Source organism: Deltaproteobacteria bacterium (genome assembly GCA_012522415.1).
In the GTDB taxonomy this organism is placed as follows: domain Bacteria; phylum Desulfobacterota; class Syntrophia; order Syntrophales; family JAAYKM01; genus JAAYKM01.
Window position 1 is genome coordinate 1 of the sequence record JAAYKM010000077.1, and the last position, 20,369, is coordinate 20,369.

Genomic DNA, 20,369 nt, shown 5'->3' on the forward strand with positions numbered 1-20,369 from the left:
ACCATGGGGTTGGGGCTGACCCAACCCGCACCTTTCCGGGCGAGTGTCAACGCCCGTTTCATGTAAAATTCATCGGACAAGGGATTGGCCTCCCTGAAATTCAATATTGTCATGCTGTATAAATTAGGGTAATTTAATTCAACATTTTGGCAAACATTAAAAGCTGTTTCCGTATAACCCTGTCCACGCCCTTGCCAGCGTGATGACTCAATCCTCAGGGTGGTGCAACATGTTCAATATGGGAGGCACAGGTAAGGAACCATTGGAACCATATGGGTGTTGCCACAGGCCGGTGGATCCGATAGGCGACATGTTTTCTGCTGCTCGTGTTCCTCCCGGACCCGATCCCGCCTGGTATCGTCGTGGCCCATCCACCCGGGGAGATTCCCTTGAACCTTGAGTTATGATACGCATGCTAAAATCCTCAAGGTGAAGATTTCGCATGCCTCCTCCGCGCCGAGGTTCCACTATACTTGCAGCGTCGCCGTTATAAAAAACAGGCATACCATAGGGAATGGTGCTTATCGAAACGGGTTCGGGAATGAATTTACTTATGATTACGCCGTTGAAGCCTTACCGGGAAACATTGCAATATGTATGGGACCTCCACGGCGAGTTCGATCATTCATCCCATGTATGATCCGTAATTTCACGGTGTGCTTCCCCGCGGGAATCCTTGTTGCGGGTTTTCCGCAAACCCGCGTGGAGAATAAAAGGGTCATGGGCCCGTTTCATCGCCATACGGTCCATCTTGTGCTCATTCTAACCTTGGTTTCTATCGTGACAGCGCCGATGACCACTGGAATCATCCTCGGCATTTGAAATAAATTCGGCCCGGCGGGCAACGCAGGGAAACACAAATCCATAGAAAGGAGGATAAAGTGATGAAAATCTTGATCGTTTTTTATTCCGCTTACGGGCATGTCTATCGAATGGCCGAAGCGGTTGCAAAGGGGGCAAAAGAGGTGGCGGGAGCACAAATTTCTCTCCGGCGCGTGCCGGAAACCCTGTCGGATGAATTGTTGAAAGCGATCGGATGCTTCGACGTACAAAAAACGTTTGCCCATGTGCCAGTCTGCGCCGTGGAGGAACTGGCTGTTGCCGACGCGATCATTTTCGGTGTTCCGACCCGTTTCGGCAACATGTGTGGTCAGATGCGTCAGTTTTTGGATGGAACAGGCGGACTCTGGGCGAAAGGGGCCTTGGTGGGCAAGGTAGGAAGTGTTTTTACGAGTTCGGGGACGCAGCATGGCGGGCAGGAATCAACCATTCTCAGTTTTCACACGACGCTTTTGCATCATGGAATGATTATTGTGGGCCTGCCCTATACATTTGACGAACAAACCCAGACGGATATCGTTGCGGGGTGCTCGCCTTACGGGGCCTCAACGATTGCCGGCAACACGGGAGAACGCGTGCCCAACGAGCAGGAATTGGCAGGCGCACGCTTTCAAGGGAGGCATGTAGCGACCATAACCGCCAAACTTTTTGGATGATGGCGCTGCATCCGCTTTTTGGATGGATGTCTTAAACGAATCATACATTCAAAGTCATGGGAACCGACGGTCAATGTTTCTTCCCACAACACGGAAAGAACTGAAGGCGTGGGGCTGGGAAGCGGTGGATGTAATTCTGGTGACGGGCGATGCCTATATCGACAGCCCCTTCGTCGGCGTCGCCGTTATCGCAAGGATTCTCCTTATGGCGGGTTATCGGGTGGGCGTCATCGCTCAACCCGATATCCGTACGCCCGGGGAGATAAACCGTCTGGGGAAACCTCTCCTTTTCTGGGGTGTTACGGGAGGCTGTCTGGATTCGATGGTCGCCAATTACACGGCGACAAAGAAAAAACGGAACCGCGATGACCTCACCCCCGGCGGTCGAAATACCCGACGGCCGGACCGAGCACTCATTACCTACAGCAATTTAATTCGTTCGCTACCCGGGGAACGTGTCCCAATTGTTCTGGGAGGCATTGAAGCCAGCCTCCGGCGGATAGCCCACTACGACTATTGGGCCGACCGGCTCCGTCGGGCCATTTTGTGCGACGCGCCGGCGGATTATCTGCTCTACGGGATGGCCGATAAAAGCATTCTCCACTTTGCCGCCGCATTGAAATCGGGGAAATATCCCGGAAATATTCGGGGTCTCTGCTATCTGTCCCGGGAGAAGAGGTCGGATTATTTGGAACTGCCATCCTTTGACAAGGTGTCTGCTGACGACAGGATTTTCACGCGAATGTTCCGGCTTTTCTATGAGCACAGCGATCCGATTACGGCCAGGGGCCTCTGCCAAAAGCAGGACGGCCGCTATCTGATCCAGAACCCACCGGCCTTACCCCTGACGCAGGCGGAGCTGGATATGGTTCACAGCCTTCCCTTCACTCACGATGTTCATCCGTTTTACGGAAGGCAGGGACAGGTCAAGGCGCTGGAGACGATTCGATTTTCCATCCCGACCCATCGAGGCTGTTACGGTGAGTGCAGTTTCTGTTCCATTGCCGTGCATCAGGGACGGACAATACAGTGGCGGAGTGAGGCGTCCATCCTGGAGGAGGCGAAGCGCTTGGCCGCCCACCCGCGGTTCAAAGGCTACATTCAGGATGTTGGCGGCCCGACGGCGAACATGTATGGCTTTGAATGCACAAGAAAACTGAAGCAGGGTGCCTGTAGAGAGAAGCGCTGTATTTATCCGCGGGTATGTCATCGGTTGCCCGTCAATCATAACCGCCACATGACTGTCTTGAGAAAACTGAGACGGATACCCGGTGTGAAAAAGGTTTTTGTTGCTTCCGGTCTTCGATACGATCTGCTTCTGCATGACCGGAAAAACGGCCCGGTCTATCTTGAAGAACTCATCCGCCATCATATATCGGGGCAGATGAAGGTGGCTCCGGAGCATATGGAGAATCATATTCTGGATCTGATGAAGAAACCGGCGGCCGGACAATTGCTCGACTTCAAAAATCTCTTTGAACGCCTGAGCTGCGGCCGGAAAAAACAGTATTTGACCTACTATTTTATTGCCGCCCATCCGGGATGCCGCGAAAGAGACATGGACGTTTTGCGGAATCTCGTAGACAGAGAGCTTGGAATCCACCCGGAACAGGTCCAAATATTCACCCCCCTGCCTTCGACCTACGCAAGTGTCATGTATTACACGAATAAGGATCCCTTTACAGGCAGGGAGATCTTTGTGGAAAAAACCATATCCGGAAAAGAAAGGCAAAAGGCGCGTCTGGTTCGCAAAGGAAGGTTTGGATTTGCGAAGGGGTAACGGACCCTGTTGACATGCCCGGCCCAACGGAACGATGGTCTTTCGGACATGCCCTTTGTCCGGTGATATTGTCCTGTACAATTCCGGACCTCATGCCCATATTAAAAAAACCTGAAATCTGGCTGTTCATGGCGGCGTCATGCGGCGGTTTCAGTTGTTTGGTTAAGGGAATCGATCCATCATGAGATCGGAAAGGAACAAAACCAAAAGAGGAGGGTGTCATGAAAAAAATAATCGTTCGCGGCATGTCCTGTGAGCATTGTGTCAAAGCGGTGACCAAGGCTTTGAACAGCGTTGCGGGTGTGACGGATGTCCAAGTGGATTTGGCGACAGGGCAGGCGACTTTTGAAGAAACGGTGCCCGTCGATATGACGGCCGTTGAAGCAGCCGTGCGAAAGGCAGGCTATGACGTCGTCGAATAAAGCGGTCATTCATGTCGGGGGACTTCATTGCGCTTCCTGCGTCAGTCGGCTTGAAGAGGGACTGGCCGGACAGGCGGGTGTTCAGGATGTCTCCGTCAATTTGGCCACCGAGAAGGCGACGGTTGTCTTTGATCCGGCCTTGACCGATTCGACCCGCCTCGCCCAGGCGGTGAGCGAGATCGGTTATGATGTATTGAAGGTTGAGGAACATGCTCGCGAAGGCCTGCAAAAAATCCCCGTATCCATAGGGGGCATGACCTGTGCCGCATGTGTCCGGCGAGTCGAGCAGGCAATTGAGGCGGTGCCGGGTGTTCAGGGAGTGAGTGTAAACCTGGCTACGGCGAGAGCGTTTCTGACGTATGATCCCAGGGATTGGGGTGGTCTGGAGGCTGTCAGGCAGGTTGTCAGCGATGCTGGGTATGAGTATTTGGGTGTTCCGGATGAAATCGGGGATGATCCGATTTTACGGGCACGGGAAGAGGAAATACGGGATTTGAAGACGAGGGTTTTTGTCGGGGCGTTTTTGAGCATCGTTATTTTCCTGGGCTCCATGCAGCACTGGTTCCCCTTCCTGGACGCGATTCCCAGAAGCGTGATGCTCTATTCGCTTATGGTTCTGACGACACCGGTTGTGTTCTGGGTGGGCGAACGCTTTCTGGTCGGCGCCTACAAGGCGGCTCGCCAGAAAACGGCTGATATGAACACGCTTGTGGCTGTCGGTGCTCTGTCGGCCTACCTCTATTCAGTTGCGGCGACCCTGTTCCCCGGGTTTTTCTCCCGGGCCGATCTTTTGCCGCATGTCTATTTCGATGGGGCCGCCATGATCGTTACCCTGATTCTCCTCGGTCGTCTTCTGGAGGCCAAGGCGAAAGGAAGGACATCACAGGCAATCCGGAAACTCATGGATTTGAGGCCCAAATATGCCTGGGTGATCAGTGATGGCAATCAAAAAGAAGTCCCCGTAGAGAAATTGGTTGAAGGTGACCTGATCCTGATCCGTCCCGGAGAAAAAATTCCCACGGACGGGGTTGTGGTCACGGGAGAATCCTCCATCGATGAATCGATGTTGACCGGGGAAAGCGTGCCCGTAGAAAAGAGCGTTGGGAGTAAAGTTTTTGCTGCAACCATAAACAAATCCGGAAGTTTTCAATTCCGCGCCACAGGAGTCGGTGCCGACACGGTTCTCGGGCAAATCATCCACCTCGTTCAGGAAGCGCAAGGTTCCAAGGCTCCGGTACAACGGCTGGCGGACCGGATTGCATCCATTTTTGTCCCGGTCGTCTTTGGTATCGGCTTGGTCACCTTTCTCGTTTGGTATTTTCTGGTTCCGGAAGCCTCATTCAACCGGGCACTCCTGAATTTTGTTTCCGTTCTCGTGATCGCCTGTCCTTGCGCCCTGGGTTTGGCGACACCGACGGCGGTGATGGTCGGAACCGGGATCGGGGCGGAACGGGGTATTCTGATCAAGGGTGGTGAAACGCTGGAAATGGCGCACCGGTTGACAACGGTGGTGTTCGACAAAACGGGGACACTGACCCGGGGCGAACCTCTGGTCAAGGAAATCCTGACCGCGGAGGATGTCACGGCGGAGGAGGTTTTGCAGATAGCCCTGTCTGTGGAATCCGTATCGGAACACCCCCTGCCCCAGGCTATCATCAGCGCGGGAAAGAATCGGGGCTTGACGCCGCAGGTTCTGGACTCCTTCGAGGCTATCTCTGGGAAAGGGGCGAAAGCCGTCATCGACGGAAAAACCTGTCTGGTGGGGAATCTCCGGTTGATGGAGGAAATGAATGTTGCGACGCAGGGGTTGAACGAACAGGCTCTTGTCAGGGCGGAACGGGGTGAAACCTGCGTATTCGTCGCCGTCGAAAACAGGATCAAGGGGATGGTTTCTTTTGCCGATCAGCCGCGGGATTCGGCCTTGGGCGCCATCAGATCTCTTGAGCGGATGGGGCTCGAGATCATGATGATTACCGGAGACCACCTCGCCACCGCCCAGGCGGTGAGCAGATCCCTTGCCATCAACCGCGTGCTGGCCGATGTTCTGCCGGGCGACAAGGCCAAAGCGATTAAGGATCTTCAGGAGCGGGGGCAGGTGGTGGCCATGGTGGGGGATGGGATCAACGATGCGCCGGCCCTGGCGGCGGCCGATATCGGTATCGCCCTGGGGGCCGGAACGGATGTCGCAATGGAGGCGGGTGATATAACGCTGATTCGTGACGATCTCAACCTGGTTCCATCGGCGATCCGTTTGTCCCTGAACACCCTGAGGGTTATCCGCCAGAACCTCTTCTGGGCGTTTATTTATAATATACTCGGCATTCCAATCGCGGCGGGTGTGCTTTATCCTTTTTTCGGCGTGCTGCTCAATCCCAAATTTGCCGCTGCGGCCATGGCCTTGAGTTCCGTTTCCGTGGTGACCAATTCTCTGAGATTGAGGCGGCTTCCCGTCTGAAAAAAGCTTTCCCTAGACTTACGGGGGGTGAAAAATTACATTGCTTTTACAATTGGGATTTGTTTTCAACTGTGCTGCATCATGAAAAAAAGATTTATGAATGAAATCAGATAAGGAGGCATGCGATGGGTGACAATCGGTTGGAAGCGTTGAAACGCGCGTTGCAAATGGAGGAGGACGGAAAGAAATTTTATGAAAAATGCCACCGGGAGACCAAAAATGAAACGGGCAAATGGATGTTTGAGTTTTTGATCAAAGCGGAGGAATCCCACATTGAAAGATTCAAAGAATTGTACAAAGCCCTGGAGGCGTCGGGGAAATGGCCGGAAAAAATTGTTTCCGAACCCCGGGACGTGCCTGCAAACATTTTTGCCGAAGCATTGAGCCGGAGCAAAGAAAAGGAACAGGGTACGGCTGATGATATCAAGGCGATCAAGACCGCGGCGGAGCTTGAGGAAGACGGGATTAAGTACTACCAGTCGCTCGCAGCGGGGGCAACGGACCCCATGGAAAAAAAGTTTTACATGCTTCTGGTGAATGAGGAAACGGAGCACTTTTTGAGCCTCATGGATTCCCTTGCCTTCCTGGAATTCCCGGAATTTTATTATCATCAGAAGGAGATGACGAGAGGACACTGGTAAAAACCAGAGATCGACAAATGCCACACTGTGTTTTGCGGCGCCCATGGCCATTGGCCATGGGCGTCTCGCCGTTTTGTGACCGGGTGTCCCGCCTTCTCGATGAATACCGCACTTAACGGATTGTGATTGCCGGATTTATTGGGGTTATGGTATAGCTAAAGAGCTGGTCGTTGCCGGCATATGATCGAGGCAGGCGGAAACCAAAAGGAGATCCCCCTATGTTTGATACGGCCATCACCCAAATGTTTGGCGTGAAGTATCCCGTTGTATGCGGAGCCATGATGTGGTTGTGCAAGCCTAAGTTCTGTGCTGCGATATCCAACGCGGGCGGCATGGGGAATCTGACCGCGGGGAATTATTCGACGGCGGAGGAATTTCGCAGTGCTATCCACACAACACGCAAACTGACGGATAAGCCGTTTATGGTCAACATCACCTTTGTGCCGTCCTTCCGTGAGTATTATCGCCTTCCTTCGCTTCGGGTTACAACAGTCCAGCATGATGAGTTTATCCGGGTTTGCATTGAAGAGCAGGTCGCGGGAATCGAGTTTTCCGGGATGCCTCTCGATATCGCGTCGGGAATGAAAACCGTCGAGATGTTGAAGAAGGCGAATGTCAGGATATTCCACAAGGTCGGATCGGTACGCCACGCCCTGCATGCCCAGAAGGTGGGGTATGATGGGGTGTACGCTGTGGGTTTTGAAGGGGGGGGACATCCTCAAAAAGATGATGTGACCACCATGCTCCTGACACCCAGAGTGGTCGATACCGTCGATTTACCCGTGATTACGGCAGGCGGTATCGCCGATGGGCGTTCCATGGCGGCGGCCATGGTGCTGGGAGCCCAAGGGGTCATGATGGCCACCCGTTTCATTGCCACCCGGGAATGTGAGGTTCACGACAACATCAAGCACGAGCTGCTGCGAAGAGGGGAATCCGAAACGACCATTTTCGGCCGCACGGTCGGCTTTCAGGGGAGAGCCTTGCGCTGCAAGCTGATCCAGGATATCCTTGATGTGGAGGAACGTCATGGTGGGCTGCGCGAACTCATTCCCCTTCTTTCCGGTCAGAAAATCAAACAGGCTTGGGATGGCGGTGATGTGGATCGAGCGCCTCTGATGATCGGTCAGTCCGTCGGCTTGATCGAGGATATTCCTTCCTGCCGGGAGTTGCTGGATCGGATGGTCGGGAAAGCGGTGCACTGTGTGGAGCGGCTTGGAAGCATGATCCAGGCCTGATGATGTCTGGGATCTGTTGTGTTGCATGGCCGGATCATCGGATGATTTTCGAGGAATTGGGCCGCCGATCAAGGAGAAATTGCAGGATAATCTACCATGCTTGTTGATTCACATGCCCACCTGGAGTTGGAAGACTTTGACGAAGACCGCGAACAGGTGATTGAACGGGCGCGCCAGGCCGGACTGGCGTTTATTGTTACGGTCGGCATCAACCTGCCCGATTGCCTCCGAGCCGTTGAAATCGCGGAACAATACGACATGGTCTATGCCGCGGTCGGCATCCATCCGCACAATGTGAAAGAAATCCGTTCCGATACCTATGACCTGCTGGCTGAACTTGCCCGAAGGGAAAAGGTTGTGGCGTATGGGGAAATCGGCCTCGATTTTTTTCGCAACCACTCTCCCCGGGAGACGCAGATCCGGTGTTTTGGAGAGCAACTGGAATTGGCCCAGAGCTTGGATATGCCGGTGATCATTCACGACCGTCAGGCCCACCGGGAAACCCTGGAGATGTTGAAGGAATGGAAAGGTCGCAGACGCGGTATTATTCACTGTTTTTCTGGTGATTACGATATGGCCCGCCAATGCCTTGATCTGGGATTCTACATTTCAATACCCGGTACAGTCACGTACCCAAAGGCGGAGGAAATACGTGACGTGGTGAGGCGGGTCCCCCTGGACACGCTTTTGATTGAAACAGATGCGCCCTTCCTGGCACCCCATAAATATCGGGGCAAGCGGAATGAGCCGGCTTATATCACCTGGGCGGCGGAGAAGATTGCCGAAACCAAGGAGGTTCCTCTGATCGACGTGGAGCAGGCTACAACGAAGAATGCCCTGGATGTTTTTGCTTTACATGAACATGTCGCTGTGTTAGGTCTCCCCGTGAATCGGGTTCTCTGAACGATTTTATTGTCATGTTTTAAAAGGGGTGCCGGCTTGGCTGAGATGATACCCTTAGAACCTGATCTGGATAGTACCAGCGTAGGGAGTGGCAAAAAACATTGATCTGTTGGGATGCAGGCCATGTTCCGATTATCGGGGGGTGGCCTTTTTTATTGATTGGGCGAGCCGGGGGAGTCGGGCATGATTCGTAGGAGCGCACCGGGATTGGGAGCCGGGGAAAGTATTGTCTTCATTGTTTCCGGAGGTCCCCTGGAGGATCTTCTTTACCTTCGTCGCAGGCTCCGGGAGGCAAACCCGGCGGAAGTGGTCTGTGCGGATGGAGGGGCCCGTCATATGCTGGCTCTGGGTATGACCCCGCAAACGGTGATCGGAGACATGGATTCTCTGTCGGCGGCACAGTTTGAGGATCTTCAGGCAAAGGGATGCCGGGTTCTGAAACACCCGGCACGCAAGGATGAAACGGATACGGAACTTGCTCTTCACTATGCCATGGCGCTAAAGCCCGATGAAATTGAAATCCACGGCGCCTTGGGCGGAAGAATCGACCACACCCTGGCGAATATTTCCCTCCTGGTGTGTGCGGCCCGGGCGGGTGTCAGAACGCGAATTGTCGATGCGACGATGGAGATGTTCGTCATTTCAGAAGCATGTGAAATGCGGGGACGTTCGGGCGAGATCGTTTCCCTGTTTCCCATGACAACGGAAGTGAGGGGACTCACGCTGAAAGGATTTGAATATCCCCTGGAGGAGGCAAGCATGGAACTTGGGAAACCGTATGGGATCAGCAACCGTATGCTTCATGGTCGGGGAACGGTTACCCTTTCTTCCGGCTATCTGCTTATAGTCAGGACATATGGGCGGGAGGAGGAAAACGGATGAGGGAAACGGGTTCGATGCCTGCCAGGGTACTGACGATCGCCGGGTCCGATTCCGGCGGCGGGGCCGGAATTCAGGCCGACCTTAAAACCATAACGGTTCTGGGTGGATTCGGGATGAGCGTCATAACCGCTCTGACTGCTCAGAACACGATGGGGGTGCACGGCATTTTCGATACACCGCCTGAATTTGTGGCCGCCCAGTTTGATGCGGTGATGTCCGATATCGGAGCGGATGCCGCCAAAACGGGCATGCTGGCGCGACAGGACATTCTGGAAGTCGTGATTGAGAAAATTCAAGCCTATGGGCTGGAAAAACTCGTGGTGGACCCGGTCATGGTGGCCAAAGGCGGAACCCATTTGGTCCGGGAAGATATCCTGGCTTACTTGAAGGCGGCGCTGATTCCCCTTGCTTTTGTGATTACTCCGAACATCCCCGAGGCAGAAGTGCTGACCGGAATGACCATCAAAACGCCCACCGACATGAAAGAGGCTGCCCGACGGATTTTTGATATGGGGTCCCGATGTGTAATCGTTAAGGGCGGTCATCTGGAAGGAGCCGCTCTGGATGTTTTCTTCGATGGGAACAATATTCATGAGTTTACGACGCAACGGATTGAAACGCCGAACACTCACGGTACGGGATGCACCTTTTCAGCGGCCCTGGCAACGGGAATTGCTCAGGGGAAAACCCTCCTGGAGGCTGTTGCGCAGGCAAAGGATTATATTACGGAAGCCATCCGATATGCTTTTCCCCTTGGGGCGGGGCACGGGCCGACGAATCATCTGGCACCTATCGTAAAAAAAGGGGGACCATGCTGATTCCAAGTAAAATGGTATCCTGCAGGGATGGTTTTTGTGCCATCGTATACAAAAAGATGCATCATACGGATCTGAGATCTGTCGGAGGAGCTTTATGACACAGTTAGATATGGCACGGAAGGGAATTGTTTCGGATGAAATGAAGTGTTGTGCTGATAAGGAAAAGGTCAGTCCCGAATTTATCCGTAAAGGCGTTGAAGAAGGGTCGATCGTGGTCGTCAAAAACCGGAAGCACCCGGCGTGTGAGCCCGTCGCCATCGGCCGCGGGTTGAGAACCAAAGTCAACGCCAATATCGGCACATCGCAGGACCGTCATGACATGGATTGGGAGCTGGAGAAAGTTCGGGTTTGTGTTGAAGCCGGTGCAGATGCGGTGATGGATTTATCAACGGGAGGGGATATTCGCGGCATTCGTCAGGCCGTGATGGCGGCCTCACCCCTGATAGTGGGAACGGTGCCTGTTTATCAGGCCGCTGCTGATACCCTGGCTGACGGGAGATCCATCGTCGAGATGAACGGGGAGGATCTTTTCCGGGCGATTGAAGAGCATGGCGAAGATGGTGTTGATTTTATTACGGTTCATTGTGGTGTGACGAAAAGAAGCATCGCATGTATTACCCAGGAAGGGCGCCTCCTGGGCATTGTCAGCCGGGGGGGCTCGATTCTGGCCCGATGGATTGATTACAACGATCAGGAAAACCCGCTCTACGCGGAATATGACCGGCTTCTGGATATTGCGTACCGCTATGACATGGTCCTGAGTCTTGGAGACGGTTTGCGCCCCGGCTGTATTGCCGACGCGACGGATCGGGGCCAGGTGCAGGAACTCCTGTTGCTGGGAGAACTGACCGGGAAGGCCCGCGAACGAGGGGTTCAGGTAATGATAGAGGGGCCGGGTCATGTGCCGATCAAGCAGATTGAGGCGAATATCCTTTTGCAGAAGAGGCTCTGCAACGGGGCGCCTTTTTATGTTCTGGGGCCCTTGCCGACCGATGTCGCTCCTGGTTACGACCACATCACGGCAGCCATCGGAGGGGCTATTGCGGGATCCGCCGGGGCGGACTTTCTCTGTTATGTGACGCCCTCGGAACATCTGCGTCTTCCCAATTTGGATGATGTCCGGGAAGGGATCATGGCTTCCAGGTTGGCCGCCCATATCGCCGATCTGGCCAAGGATTTTCCCGGCGCCTTTGAACGGGACGCCCAGATGGCCCGCTACCGTAAGGAATTCAACTGGCAGGGCCAGATCGACCTCTCGATCGACCCGGCTCGGAGTGCGGCATGGCTGGAAAAAAGCGAGACCGCCAGGGAAGAGGGATGCACGATGTGTGGTGAATTGTGCGCCATCAAGCTGGGTAAAAAAGAAAGCCACAGGATGTTCTAAGGGGTAATGAGGCGGCCCGGGTCATCGTTGGTCTTTTCACCATCACCGGTTTGGTATATTTCGTCAATCTGGTCATGAAGAAGAGGTGAAGCAGGGCGGCGGCCTTCTGAGGGGACGGATGTCCAATCATCAGCTATCTTTACGGGAAACGGCTGCGGGGATTGTCCGGCGCTTGAAAACAGCCGGTTATGAAGGCTACTTTGTTGGAGGCTGTGTTCGGGACCTGCTGCTGGGAGCGGAGCCCGAAGATTTCGATATTGTCACGTCCGCCCGGCCTGAAGCGGTGCAGAGTCTGTTTCCGAAGACGGTGCCGGTGGGTTTGGCTTTCGGCATCATTCAGGTGATAGAGGGGGGGCATGCCTTCGAGGTGGCGACTTATCGAAGGGAAGGACGCTACGAAGACGGGCGCCGACCCTCCCTGGTCAGCTTCGGCAGCGCCGAGGAAGATGTGCAACGACGGGATTTTACCGTTAACGGCCTCCTCATGGATCCCGATACAGGGGAGGTCAGGGACTTTGTCGGCGGCAGGCAGGACATAGAGAGACGCCTTATACGCTCCATAGGTCCCCCGGAAAAGCGGTTTGCGGAGGATCATCTCCGCATGCTCCGGGCAGTCCGTTTTACAGCCAACCTCGATTTTCAACTGGATCCCGATACTCTTTCCGCCATACGAGCTCAGGCCGTGGCTATCGGCCGGATCAGTGCCGAGCGTGTGCGGGATGAACTGAACAGGTTGCTCACCCGGGGTCATCCCCGGCGGGGGATGGAACTTCTCGCGCAATCAGGCCTCCTTGAGGAAATCATGCCGGAAGTGGCCGCCATGGAGGGGGTCATGCAGTCGCAACAGTATCATCCGGAGGGGGATGTCTGGTCGCATGTTCTGCGCATGCTGGATTTTTTCCCCTACGGATTGACTGAGGAAAAAAGGCGGCGACTGGTTTGGGCGGTTTTGCTTCACGATGTCGGCAAGCCCCGAGTTCGCACCAGGGATGAGCGCGGCGTTCATTTTTATGGGCATGTCCGGAGAAGTGGGGAAATTGCGCAATCGATCATGAATCGCCTGAGATTTTCCGCCGCGGACATCGACTCCGTTCTTGCCCTGATTTCCCAACACATGGTATTCATGACTGTCCGGGATATGCGGCCCCATCGTTTGAAACGTTTTCTCCGCATGCCGGAATTTGATCTGCACCTGGAACTTCACAGGCTGGACTGTCTGGGAAGTTGCGGAACCCTTGACACCTACAGGTTTTGCGAAGAGCAGCGGGAGGCGCTATCCAGTACGGAACTGCATCCCCCCCGTTTGCTTTCAGGGCATGATCTGCAGGCGATGGGATTTCGGCCCGGACCTCTGTTCAAGGAAATTCTCAGGGCCCTGGAAACGGCCCAACTGGAAGAGAAGGTAAAGACAGAAGAGGAAGCTCGGCGGATGGTGCTTGATCGCTGGCAGCCACGTTAAGAGAGAAAAAATGAAGGGTTCGCTGTGTCAAGCCGTGTTCCTGCGGGGAACGGCTTTACTTTTCATCGCCATGCTGATAGCGTGTGCGGGTAGAGGTCCGGTTCCGGAGAGACCCGTGGTGACGAAAACTCACCGGGAACTGCCCCGGGTGGCTTACACGATCCAGGTGGGGGCTTTCGCCAATGTGGAAAATGCGGCCCGGCTGGCCGATGCACTGCGCCGCCGCGGGCTGAACGCCATCTATTATGTCGCCCATCAGGATCTTTATAAGGTTCGTTTCGGTAATTACCACACCCGGGATTTGGCAAGGCAGAAGGCGGAGGCGCTTCGGGAAGCCGGAGTCATCGAGGAATTTTATATTGTCAGTCCGGATGCCTATGCGGTTGCCCGACAGAAACGGTACGGGACGTCTTATTTAAGAACGGAGATTGTCAAAACAGCCGAAACATTCATCGGGGTCCCCTACCTTTGGGGGGGTGTTTCACCGGACACCGGCTTTGATTGCAGCGGCCTCGCGATGACGGTTTACCAGTTGAACGGTTTGGAACTGCCCCGACATTCCACCCATCAGTACGAGAGCGGCACGGCGGTCGCACGGGAGGCGCTTCAACCGGGCGACCTGATTTTTTTCCATACCCGCGGGAGCGGTAAAATCTCTCATGTGGGTATCTTTGTGGGTGGAGACGAATTCATCCACGCCGCCGGTACAGGCAAGGCCATCCGCCGGGATTCATTATCCAGTATGTACTATCGAGCCCGTTATGTGGGAGGAAGAAGCTATCTTTGATCACGAGGATGGGCGGGAACAGGAAGTATATGATTCTTTTGGTGAAAAATAGCTGAATGGATGCCCAATTCTCCCGGAAATCATGTGAAAACGGTGAAATCAGATGGCAGAAGTTTTAATTGTCGACGACAACGAAACGACCGTTGACGTCCTGAAGAAAATTATCCAGAAAATGGGGCATAACGTAAGCACCGCCCTGACCTTGAACAAGGGGCTTTACTTGGCCACGATCAAAGAGTTTGATGTGGTGATGCTTGATGTTCGACTTCCCGATGGAAATGGGATCGCCTCTCTGCCTGAATTCCAGGGTGCTCCGTCGGCGCCGGAGGTTATCATTATGACGGGTTATGGAGACGCGGACGGCGCCGAACTGGCGATTCGAAGCGGTGCATGGGATTATATCGAAAAGCCGGCGTCATTGCCGATGATGACCCTGCCGATTATCCGTGCGTTGCAATATCGAGAAACGAAGAAACAGAAGGCCAACCTGAAATCCCTGAAACGGGAAGGCATCGTTGGGAAAAGTCCTCAGTTGGATGCCTGCCTCGATTTTGTGGCCAAAGCCTCCATTTCAGACGCCAATGTTCTGCTGAAAGGGGAGGGGGGAACGGGGAAGGAGCTGATTGCCAGGGCGATTCATGACAACAGTGTCCGCTCTGGCAAAAATCTGGTCATTGCGGACTGTGCGTCGTTGCCGGTGACTCTGCTCGAGGGCATTCTGTTCGGAGATGTCAGGGGCGCCTGCAACTTGGATGATGAAACCAGAACGGGTTTATTTCAGCAGGCCGACCGAGGTACGATTTTGGTCAAAAACATTGAGGAAATTTCATTTGGGCTTCAGAAAACCCTGCTGAAGGTTCTTGAAGAACGCCATGTCCGCCCCGTAGGTTGTCGTCAGGAAATCAAGAGCGACTTCCGTTTGTTGGTTTCCACAAAAGGGGAATTCGAGGAAATGATCAATGCAGGCACATTCCGTGGAGATCTGTACGAGAAGCTGCAGACCCTGACACTGGAGATCCCTCCCCTGCGGGAACGTCGGGAAGACATCCTGGAAATTGCACTTTTTCATTCCACAAAAATCTGCAAACGTTATGGTATGGGTGTAAAAGGTTTCGCGCCCGATTTCGTCGATGTCCTGATGGCCTATAACTGGCCCGGAAACATCAGGGAATTGATCCACTCCCTGGAAATGGCCCATAATGCAGGGCTGGACAGCCCGACTCTTTTTGGTCAGCATCTACCCCTTTATGTCAGGGTCAGTGTGAAGCGACTGATGATTCAAAGCAGTAAAACCGGAGATTCCTCCGTCAGGCAGCACGAGAAGGACTTTCCCAGTTACAAAGAGATGCGAACACAAACGATCGACAAGGCAGAGCGCCAGTACGTGATTAATCTTCTGTCATTCGCCAAGAACAGTATCAAAAAGGCCTGTGACATTTCAGGCATGTCTCGACCGCGTCTGTACGAACTGATGAAAAAACATCAAATCGACCGTCACAACGTCACTGATGAAATACCATAATGACGAAGGCGACGCCCATGAAAGTCATCCTCTACATATCTAAGGATTATCCAGAGGGTCATAAACTGCAATCTGTCATAGAGAAGATCATTCCAAAACACCTTCTGGTCGTGTTCAATATGGTATCCGCTTTGTCACAAGGGCTCCGTGGTCCTCTGTCCGACACCATACTGGTTCTTTGCCCTTCGTGCACAGAGGAGGTGAGGGCTCTGGCGGCTTTGAGGAAATTGATCCGCGATGTCCGTTCGATCCTGATTCTTCCGGATGAAGAGGCAGACACGGTTGCCATGGGACACCGTTTTCATCCCCGTTTTTTGACCAAGCCGACGCCTGGTTTCAAGGATGTCCTCAAAGTACTGGGAAGAATGTTGCATGTAAAAAGTTGAGCAACCGCTCTGCATGGCCTCTTTTTGTCCCCTTAAAAATGATCCTGAAGTGTGAACCGAGTCATTCCGATAAACCACTCGAGCTTGCAACAAGCTCTACATAAGAACCAGGTTATGGAGAAATCAAACATATCAAGAAGGGAAAGGAGGGGAAAAATGGGCAACGATATCACTCTGGTCGATCAAGCGCTTCGGGCGATGGCCGTCAGGGAGGGGAAATACCTGACTTTTTCTCTGGACGCTGAAGAGTACGGCATCGAGATTCTTAAAGTCAAAGAAATTGTCGGCATGATGAATATAACCCGAATTCCTCAGGCTCCCGCATACATCAAGGGGGTCGTCAATCTGCGTGGTAAGGTCATTCCCGTTGTGGATCTTCGGCTGAAGTTCGGACTTGACGCCATGGATTACACGGAGCGAACCTGCATCATTGTGGTTGAGATCCTGGCCGGGGACAAAAATATGGCTGTTGGCGTCATCGTTGATTCGGTTTCGGAGGTCATCAATATTCGAGGAAACGATATCCAAGAGACACCTGCTTTTGGCGGCCATGTGAATACGGACTACATTTTAGGTATGGCCAAGACGAACGGAGGGGTCAAAATTCTTCTCGATATTGACCGGATCCTGTCGAGTGCGGAGATCACGGTGCTGGAACAAATCATTTAACCGACCTGCGCATGGATCATCTCATCTTGCCGGGGACCTCGTGATAACAATCAACTGACAGGGTTGCAGAGTCCGTAGTTGGCCATGTGCAGTTTTGCTGATTGACCGGGTTGGAATGGGGGACCCCGATCCGTTTCGGGAATAATATTCCCCGATCAAAACGGCTGAATCTCTCTTGCATTCCGAGGAAGTATTGCCCCTGGAAAATTTGGGAATTCGGGATGCCCCAGGACCTTTGTACCTTTGTTCGACAGATTTCCCTTGAGCTCTCATAGGAGCGTCGGTTGAAAAACGCGTTTGCAGAAGGGAACGGGGCGGGTACCGAGGGTTAAACGATGAAATAGGCCATCCGAGTTGAGACCTTCTGCATCAGATTGTTCAACAGAGTGGTGTCCATTCCCGGCTGGTAGCGTGTGGCCGATGGATCACCGCAGTTGAGACTGCCCATGACGGCACCGTTGAATGCCAGGGGGCAGATGGCGAAAGATTTGATGAAATACTTTGTATTGCCCGGTAAAAGACGGTAGAAGGGCGTCACGTTTTCATTGGCAAGTACGGGCGTCGTGGCCTGGCCGATAATTTCACGGAATGATTGGCCACCGAGCAAATTCAATCGTTCCGCAAGGTATGCGGATAGAAGCAGTTCCTTCCTCAAGTATGCGGTTGTGGGTTCATCAATCAGGGTCATCCAGACGAAAGGAATGTTAAATTCCTGTCCCATTTCTTGCAGGAGCTTTTCACAGAGCTCCGTTACGTTGTCGCAGGAAAACAGGACCGCTTGTATCTTTTGAAATTTTCTCAGCAATTCTTCGTTGACTTTCTGTACATTCCAAGTGTCGGACATAATCTTCAAACCTCCTGTTTCTTAAAGGAATTCAGCAATCAACACGGTGTGATCCGACGGCTTTTCCGCCCTTCGCGGTTCCAGATCGATGAAACATGACCGGGAGTTATCGGCGAGTGTCCCCGTCGCCAGGATGTGATCGATACGCCAGCCCAGTCCCCGTTCCAGTGTTTGAGGGACCCGGTAATCGAAGAACGTGTACTGCCCGGGTTCGTCGGGATGATGCCTGCGGAAAACATCGGTAAATCCCCAGGCTCGGACATTCGCATAGGCCGCCCAGACATCCGGGTTAAAACAGACATGGCCCAGAAGGCGCTTCGGGTCATAGACATCGATCGCTTCAGGGGCGACATTCAAATCCCCGCACCAGATCAGGGGATCCTGGGGAACCCAATGCGTCTGAATGAAGGTTTTCAGCCGTTCAAACCAGCGAAGCTTATAAAGAAATTGTTCTGAGTTGCGATCACGTCCCTGGGGAATATAGGTGTTGAGAATGTGGATCTCCCCAACTTTCAAGGCAATCAGGCGGTCCTCGTCGGGGGGACCGTCGTCATCCAGACCGTGGAGGATTTGACTCGGCTTTTCCCGGGTGACGATGGCGACGCCGTTATACCGCTTGCCTCCCCGGAATGTAACGTGATACCCCGAATTGATGAAATCAGAGAGGGGAAACTTCGCATCTTCCACCTTGGTTTCCTGCATGCAGAGTACGTCGGGCTGATGAGTGCCAAGCCAGGGGAGAACGATGTGCAGTCTGGAACGGATTGAATTGACGTTAAACGTGGCAATATTAAAAGTCTTCATGAGGTCGATCCCCTGTATCTTTCAGTGAATGATATTTCAATCTGTGGTCCCGCCATAATCACCCTTTCCGGATATAAGATCAATTCTTATTCGATTCAGTGCCTTTTCATATTCTGCTTCCAGGTATGACCGGTCCGTTTCCGTGGCAATAAAATCCCAGGGCAGGAACTCGGAACGTTGTTTCTGCCGGTATACGAAGAAGTCGGTGTTCATTGACGACGCCTTCAATGCCTGGGACCAGTTTCCTTCCAGTCGGTGGACGAGAAAGAGCAGTTGGCCGACCCGACGGTCTCCCAGGGATAGAAGAGCCTGAATATAGTTCCATTTGGGAAGACCGCGAAGTACGCGAACACCGGGTTCATCCTTCAGTTCGCGAATGATGCGCTTGACCCGTCGATTTACCACCTGGATATCCTCCAGGGGATGCCACTGGAAGGGCGTCTGTGGTTTGGGGATGAACTGGTTGATGCTCAGGGTCAGACGGCGGAAAGTTTTTTTCCCCTCTGTGTGAGCCAGGGTTTCATGTCGTATCCGCTTGACCAGGCGCACCAGGGCGTCGATATCGTCGTCTGTTTCTGTGGGGAGACCGATCAAAAAATACAGCCGGAGGTTCAGGACGTTCTCGTCAATCAGGATTTTCAGTGCATTAAAAATTTGCCGATCTGAAATGTTTTTGCGGATAACATGCCGCAGCCGCTCCGATCCCGTTTCGGGGGCCAGGGCTACGGTATCGATTTTTGCCTCCCGAATCAGAGCGGCGATTTCGGGTGTGATACGATCAACGCGGAATGAACTGAGGGAGAGGCCTCCTCCCTCCTCCATGACCGCTCGACAGATCGCCTCCAGATCCGGATGATCCGAAATGGCCGTTCCCAGAAGGCCGATACGTTTCCCCTGCATCACCCCCTGTTGCAGAGAAGGCTTGAGCATGGAAAGATGACGGTACCGGAAAGGACGATAAACGAAACCTGCGGCGCAGAACCGGCATCCCCTGTGGCATCCCCGGCTGATTTCCGTAATAAACATGTTGCCAAAATCCGTTTTGTCCGTTGCCAGGACCTGGTCGGTGCAAAAGGAGTTGATGTCCGGCGCCCATCTTCTCCGGATCTTTACGGGAAACACCTCTGCCTTGGGCCGGACATCCAGGATGGTTTCGTTTTCCGTGTAGCGTACATTATAAAAGCGGGGAGAATAAACCCCCTCGACGGTTTGCTGGACAATTTTCAGTCGTTCATCCTTCGTCATTCCCACAGATTTTTTCATTTCCGTAAAGAACTCCGGGATGAGGCCCTCCCCTTCGCCAATCAGAAAGATGTCCACAAAGGCAGCCAGGGGTTCGGGGTTCAGGGTTACGGAAATGCCTCCGGCCAGACACAGGGGGTCGCTTTCGGTGCGTTCCTCTGTTTTCAGCGGGATTCTGCCGAGTTCAAGAATTTTGAGGATGTTGGGGTAATCGTTCTCAAAAGGAATGGAAAAGGCGATGAAATCGAAATCACTCAGAGGTTTCTGTGATTCCATGCTGAACAGAGGCAGGGTGCGCTTTCGGATGTGCGCCTCATCCTCAGGGGAGGGGAGAAAGGCACGCTCGCACAGACAAAAGGGCAGATCATTGATGATCCGGTAAACGGTCTGAAACCCGAGATTGGCCATTCCCGTCTGATAGAAATGGGGGTAAGCCAAACAGACTGTCAGCCCTTTTCCCCAAATTTTTTTCCTGGAACCCGTTTCATGATCCAGAAGGGCCCGGTTTCTTCTTATCAGTTCCCAGGACATGGTCGATGCCGCATATGTTCATCACTTTTTCATTGCCAAAGGATTTTCTAATCTGCCTGCCTCCTTAAAAAAGCCGGGATATCGAAGTCGGATTCGCCGTTGTCGT

At 53.4% G+C, this 20,369-nt stretch carries 18 protein-coding genes and 1 riboswitch; of the genes, 15 read left to right on the forward strand and 3 right to left on the reverse strand.

All coding sequences use genetic code 11. The features are described from left to right. Positions 1–884: 884 nt before the first annotated feature. The 15 genes from wrbA to GX147_06765 all read left to right on the forward strand — a co-directional run bounded on the left by wrbA (position 885) and on the right by GX147_06765 (position 16,842). Positions 885–1,496, forward strand: a complete 612-nt coding sequence (wrbA, locus tag GX147_06695; protein NLN60379.1) for an NAD(P)H:quinone oxidoreductase — start codon at positions 885–887, stop codon at positions 1,494–1,496. A 73-nt stretch (positions 1,497–1,569) separates the two neighbouring features. Continuing rightward, on the forward strand, positions 1,570–3,276 hold the full coding sequence (locus tag GX147_06700; GenBank protein ID NLN60380.1) for a YgiQ family radical SAM protein: 1,707 nt from the start codon (positions 1,570–1,572) through the stop codon (positions 3,274–3,276). Positions 3,277–3,497: 221 nt separating this feature from the next. After that, positions 3,498–3,698 carry a heavy-metal-associated domain-containing protein gene (locus GX147_06705; protein NLN60381.1) on the forward strand — a complete coding sequence of 67 codons (201 nt, stop codon included), beginning with the start codon at positions 3,498–3,500 and terminating at the stop codon, positions 3,696–3,698. After that, positions 3,682–6,153, forward strand: a complete 2,472-nt coding sequence (locus GX147_06710) for a copper-translocating P-type ATPase (protein ID NLN60382.1) — start codon at positions 3,682–3,684, stop codon at positions 6,151–6,153. Before GX147_06705 ends, GX147_06710 begins: the two co-directional genes overlap by 17 nt. A gap of 125 nt (positions 6,154–6,278) precedes the next feature. Next, positions 6,279–6,794: a ferritin family protein gene (locus GX147_06715; GenBank protein ID NLN60383.1), complete on the forward strand. Its 516-nt coding sequence runs from the start codon at positions 6,279–6,281 to the stop codon at positions 6,792–6,794. 218 nt (positions 6,795–7,012) lie between these two features. Beyond that, a complete protein-coding gene (locus GX147_06720; GenBank protein ID NLN60384.1) occupies positions 7,013–8,032 on the forward strand; it encodes a nitronate monooxygenase in 1,020 nt (339 codons plus the stop codon). A 96-nt stretch (positions 8,033–8,128) separates the two neighbouring features. Further along, positions 8,129–8,935: a TatD family hydrolase gene (locus GX147_06725; GenBank protein ID NLN60385.1), complete on the forward strand. Its 807-nt coding sequence runs from the start codon at positions 8,129–8,131 to the stop codon at positions 8,933–8,935. A gap of 14 nt (positions 8,936–8,949) precedes the next feature. Next, a riboswitch (TPP riboswitch) is annotated at positions 8,950–9,040 on the forward strand. 78 nt (positions 9,041–9,118) lie between these two features. Next, positions 9,119–9,817 carry a thiamine diphosphokinase gene (locus GX147_06730; protein NLN60386.1) on the forward strand — a complete coding sequence of 233 codons (699 nt, stop codon included), beginning with the start codon at positions 9,119–9,121 and terminating at the stop codon, positions 9,815–9,817. Beyond that, the gene (gene thiD, locus GX147_06735) at positions 9,814–10,635 is read left to right on the forward strand and encodes a bifunctional hydroxymethylpyrimidine kinase/phosphomethylpyrimidine kinase (protein ID NLN60387.1); all 822 of its coding nucleotides are present in this window, start codon (positions 9,814–9,816) and stop codon (positions 10,633–10,635) included. Before GX147_06730 ends, thiD begins: the two co-directional genes overlap by 4 nt. Before the next feature lie 94 nt (positions 10,636–10,729). Then, positions 10,730–12,019, forward strand: coding sequence for a phosphomethylpyrimidine synthase ThiC (gene thiC / locus GX147_06740; protein NLN60388.1), 1,290 nt, complete (start codon positions 10,730–10,732; stop codon positions 12,017–12,019). 118 nt (positions 12,020–12,137) lie between these two features. After that, entirely contained in the window at positions 12,138–13,478 is a 1,341-nt protein-coding gene (locus GX147_06745; GenBank protein ID NLN60389.1) for a CCA tRNA nucleotidyltransferase, read from the forward strand. Positions 13,479–13,512: 34 nt separating this feature from the next. After that, on the forward strand, positions 13,513–14,265 hold the full coding sequence (locus GX147_06750) for a hydrolase (GenBank protein ID NLN60390.1): 753 nt from the start codon (positions 13,513–13,515) through the stop codon (positions 14,263–14,265). 103 nt (positions 14,266–14,368) lie between these two features. Continuing rightward, positions 14,369–15,787 (forward strand): sigma-54-dependent Fis family transcriptional regulator, encoded by a 1,419-nt coding sequence (locus GX147_06755; protein ID NLN60391.1) that lies wholly within the window; start codon positions 14,369–14,371, stop codon positions 15,785–15,787. Continuing rightward, positions 15,787–16,173, forward strand: a complete 387-nt coding sequence (locus GX147_06760) for a hypothetical protein (protein NLN60392.1) — start codon at positions 15,787–15,789, stop codon at positions 16,171–16,173. The genes GX147_06755 and GX147_06760 overlap by 1 nt, the downstream gene beginning before the upstream one ends. Positions 16,174–16,329: 156 nt before the next feature. Then, on the forward strand, positions 16,330–16,842 hold the full coding sequence (locus tag GX147_06765; GenBank protein ID NLN60393.1) for a purine-binding chemotaxis protein CheW: 513 nt from the start codon (positions 16,330–16,332) through the stop codon (positions 16,840–16,842). Positions 16,843–17,170: 328 nt separating this feature from the next. Here the strand turns inward: GX147_06765 and GX147_06770 are convergent, their stop codons facing one another. From GX147_06770 to GX147_06780, 3 genes are read right to left on the reverse strand one after another with little or no spacing between them, the layout of a single operon-like run. Next, positions 17,171–17,686, reverse strand: coding sequence for a DUF484 family protein (locus GX147_06770; protein ID NLN60394.1), 516 nt, complete (start codon positions 17,684–17,686; stop codon positions 17,171–17,173). 21 nt (positions 17,687–17,707) lie between these two features. Further along, positions 17,708–18,490, reverse strand: coding sequence for an exodeoxyribonuclease III (xth, locus tag GX147_06775; protein NLN60395.1), 783 nt, complete (start codon positions 18,488–18,490; stop codon positions 17,708–17,710). Positions 18,491–18,526: 36 nt separating this feature from the next. Beyond that, a complete protein-coding gene (locus tag GX147_06780; protein NLN60396.1) occupies positions 18,527–20,263 on the reverse strand; it encodes a radical SAM protein in 1,737 nt (578 codons plus the stop codon). Between the last annotated feature and the right edge of the window lie 106 nt (positions 20,264–20,369).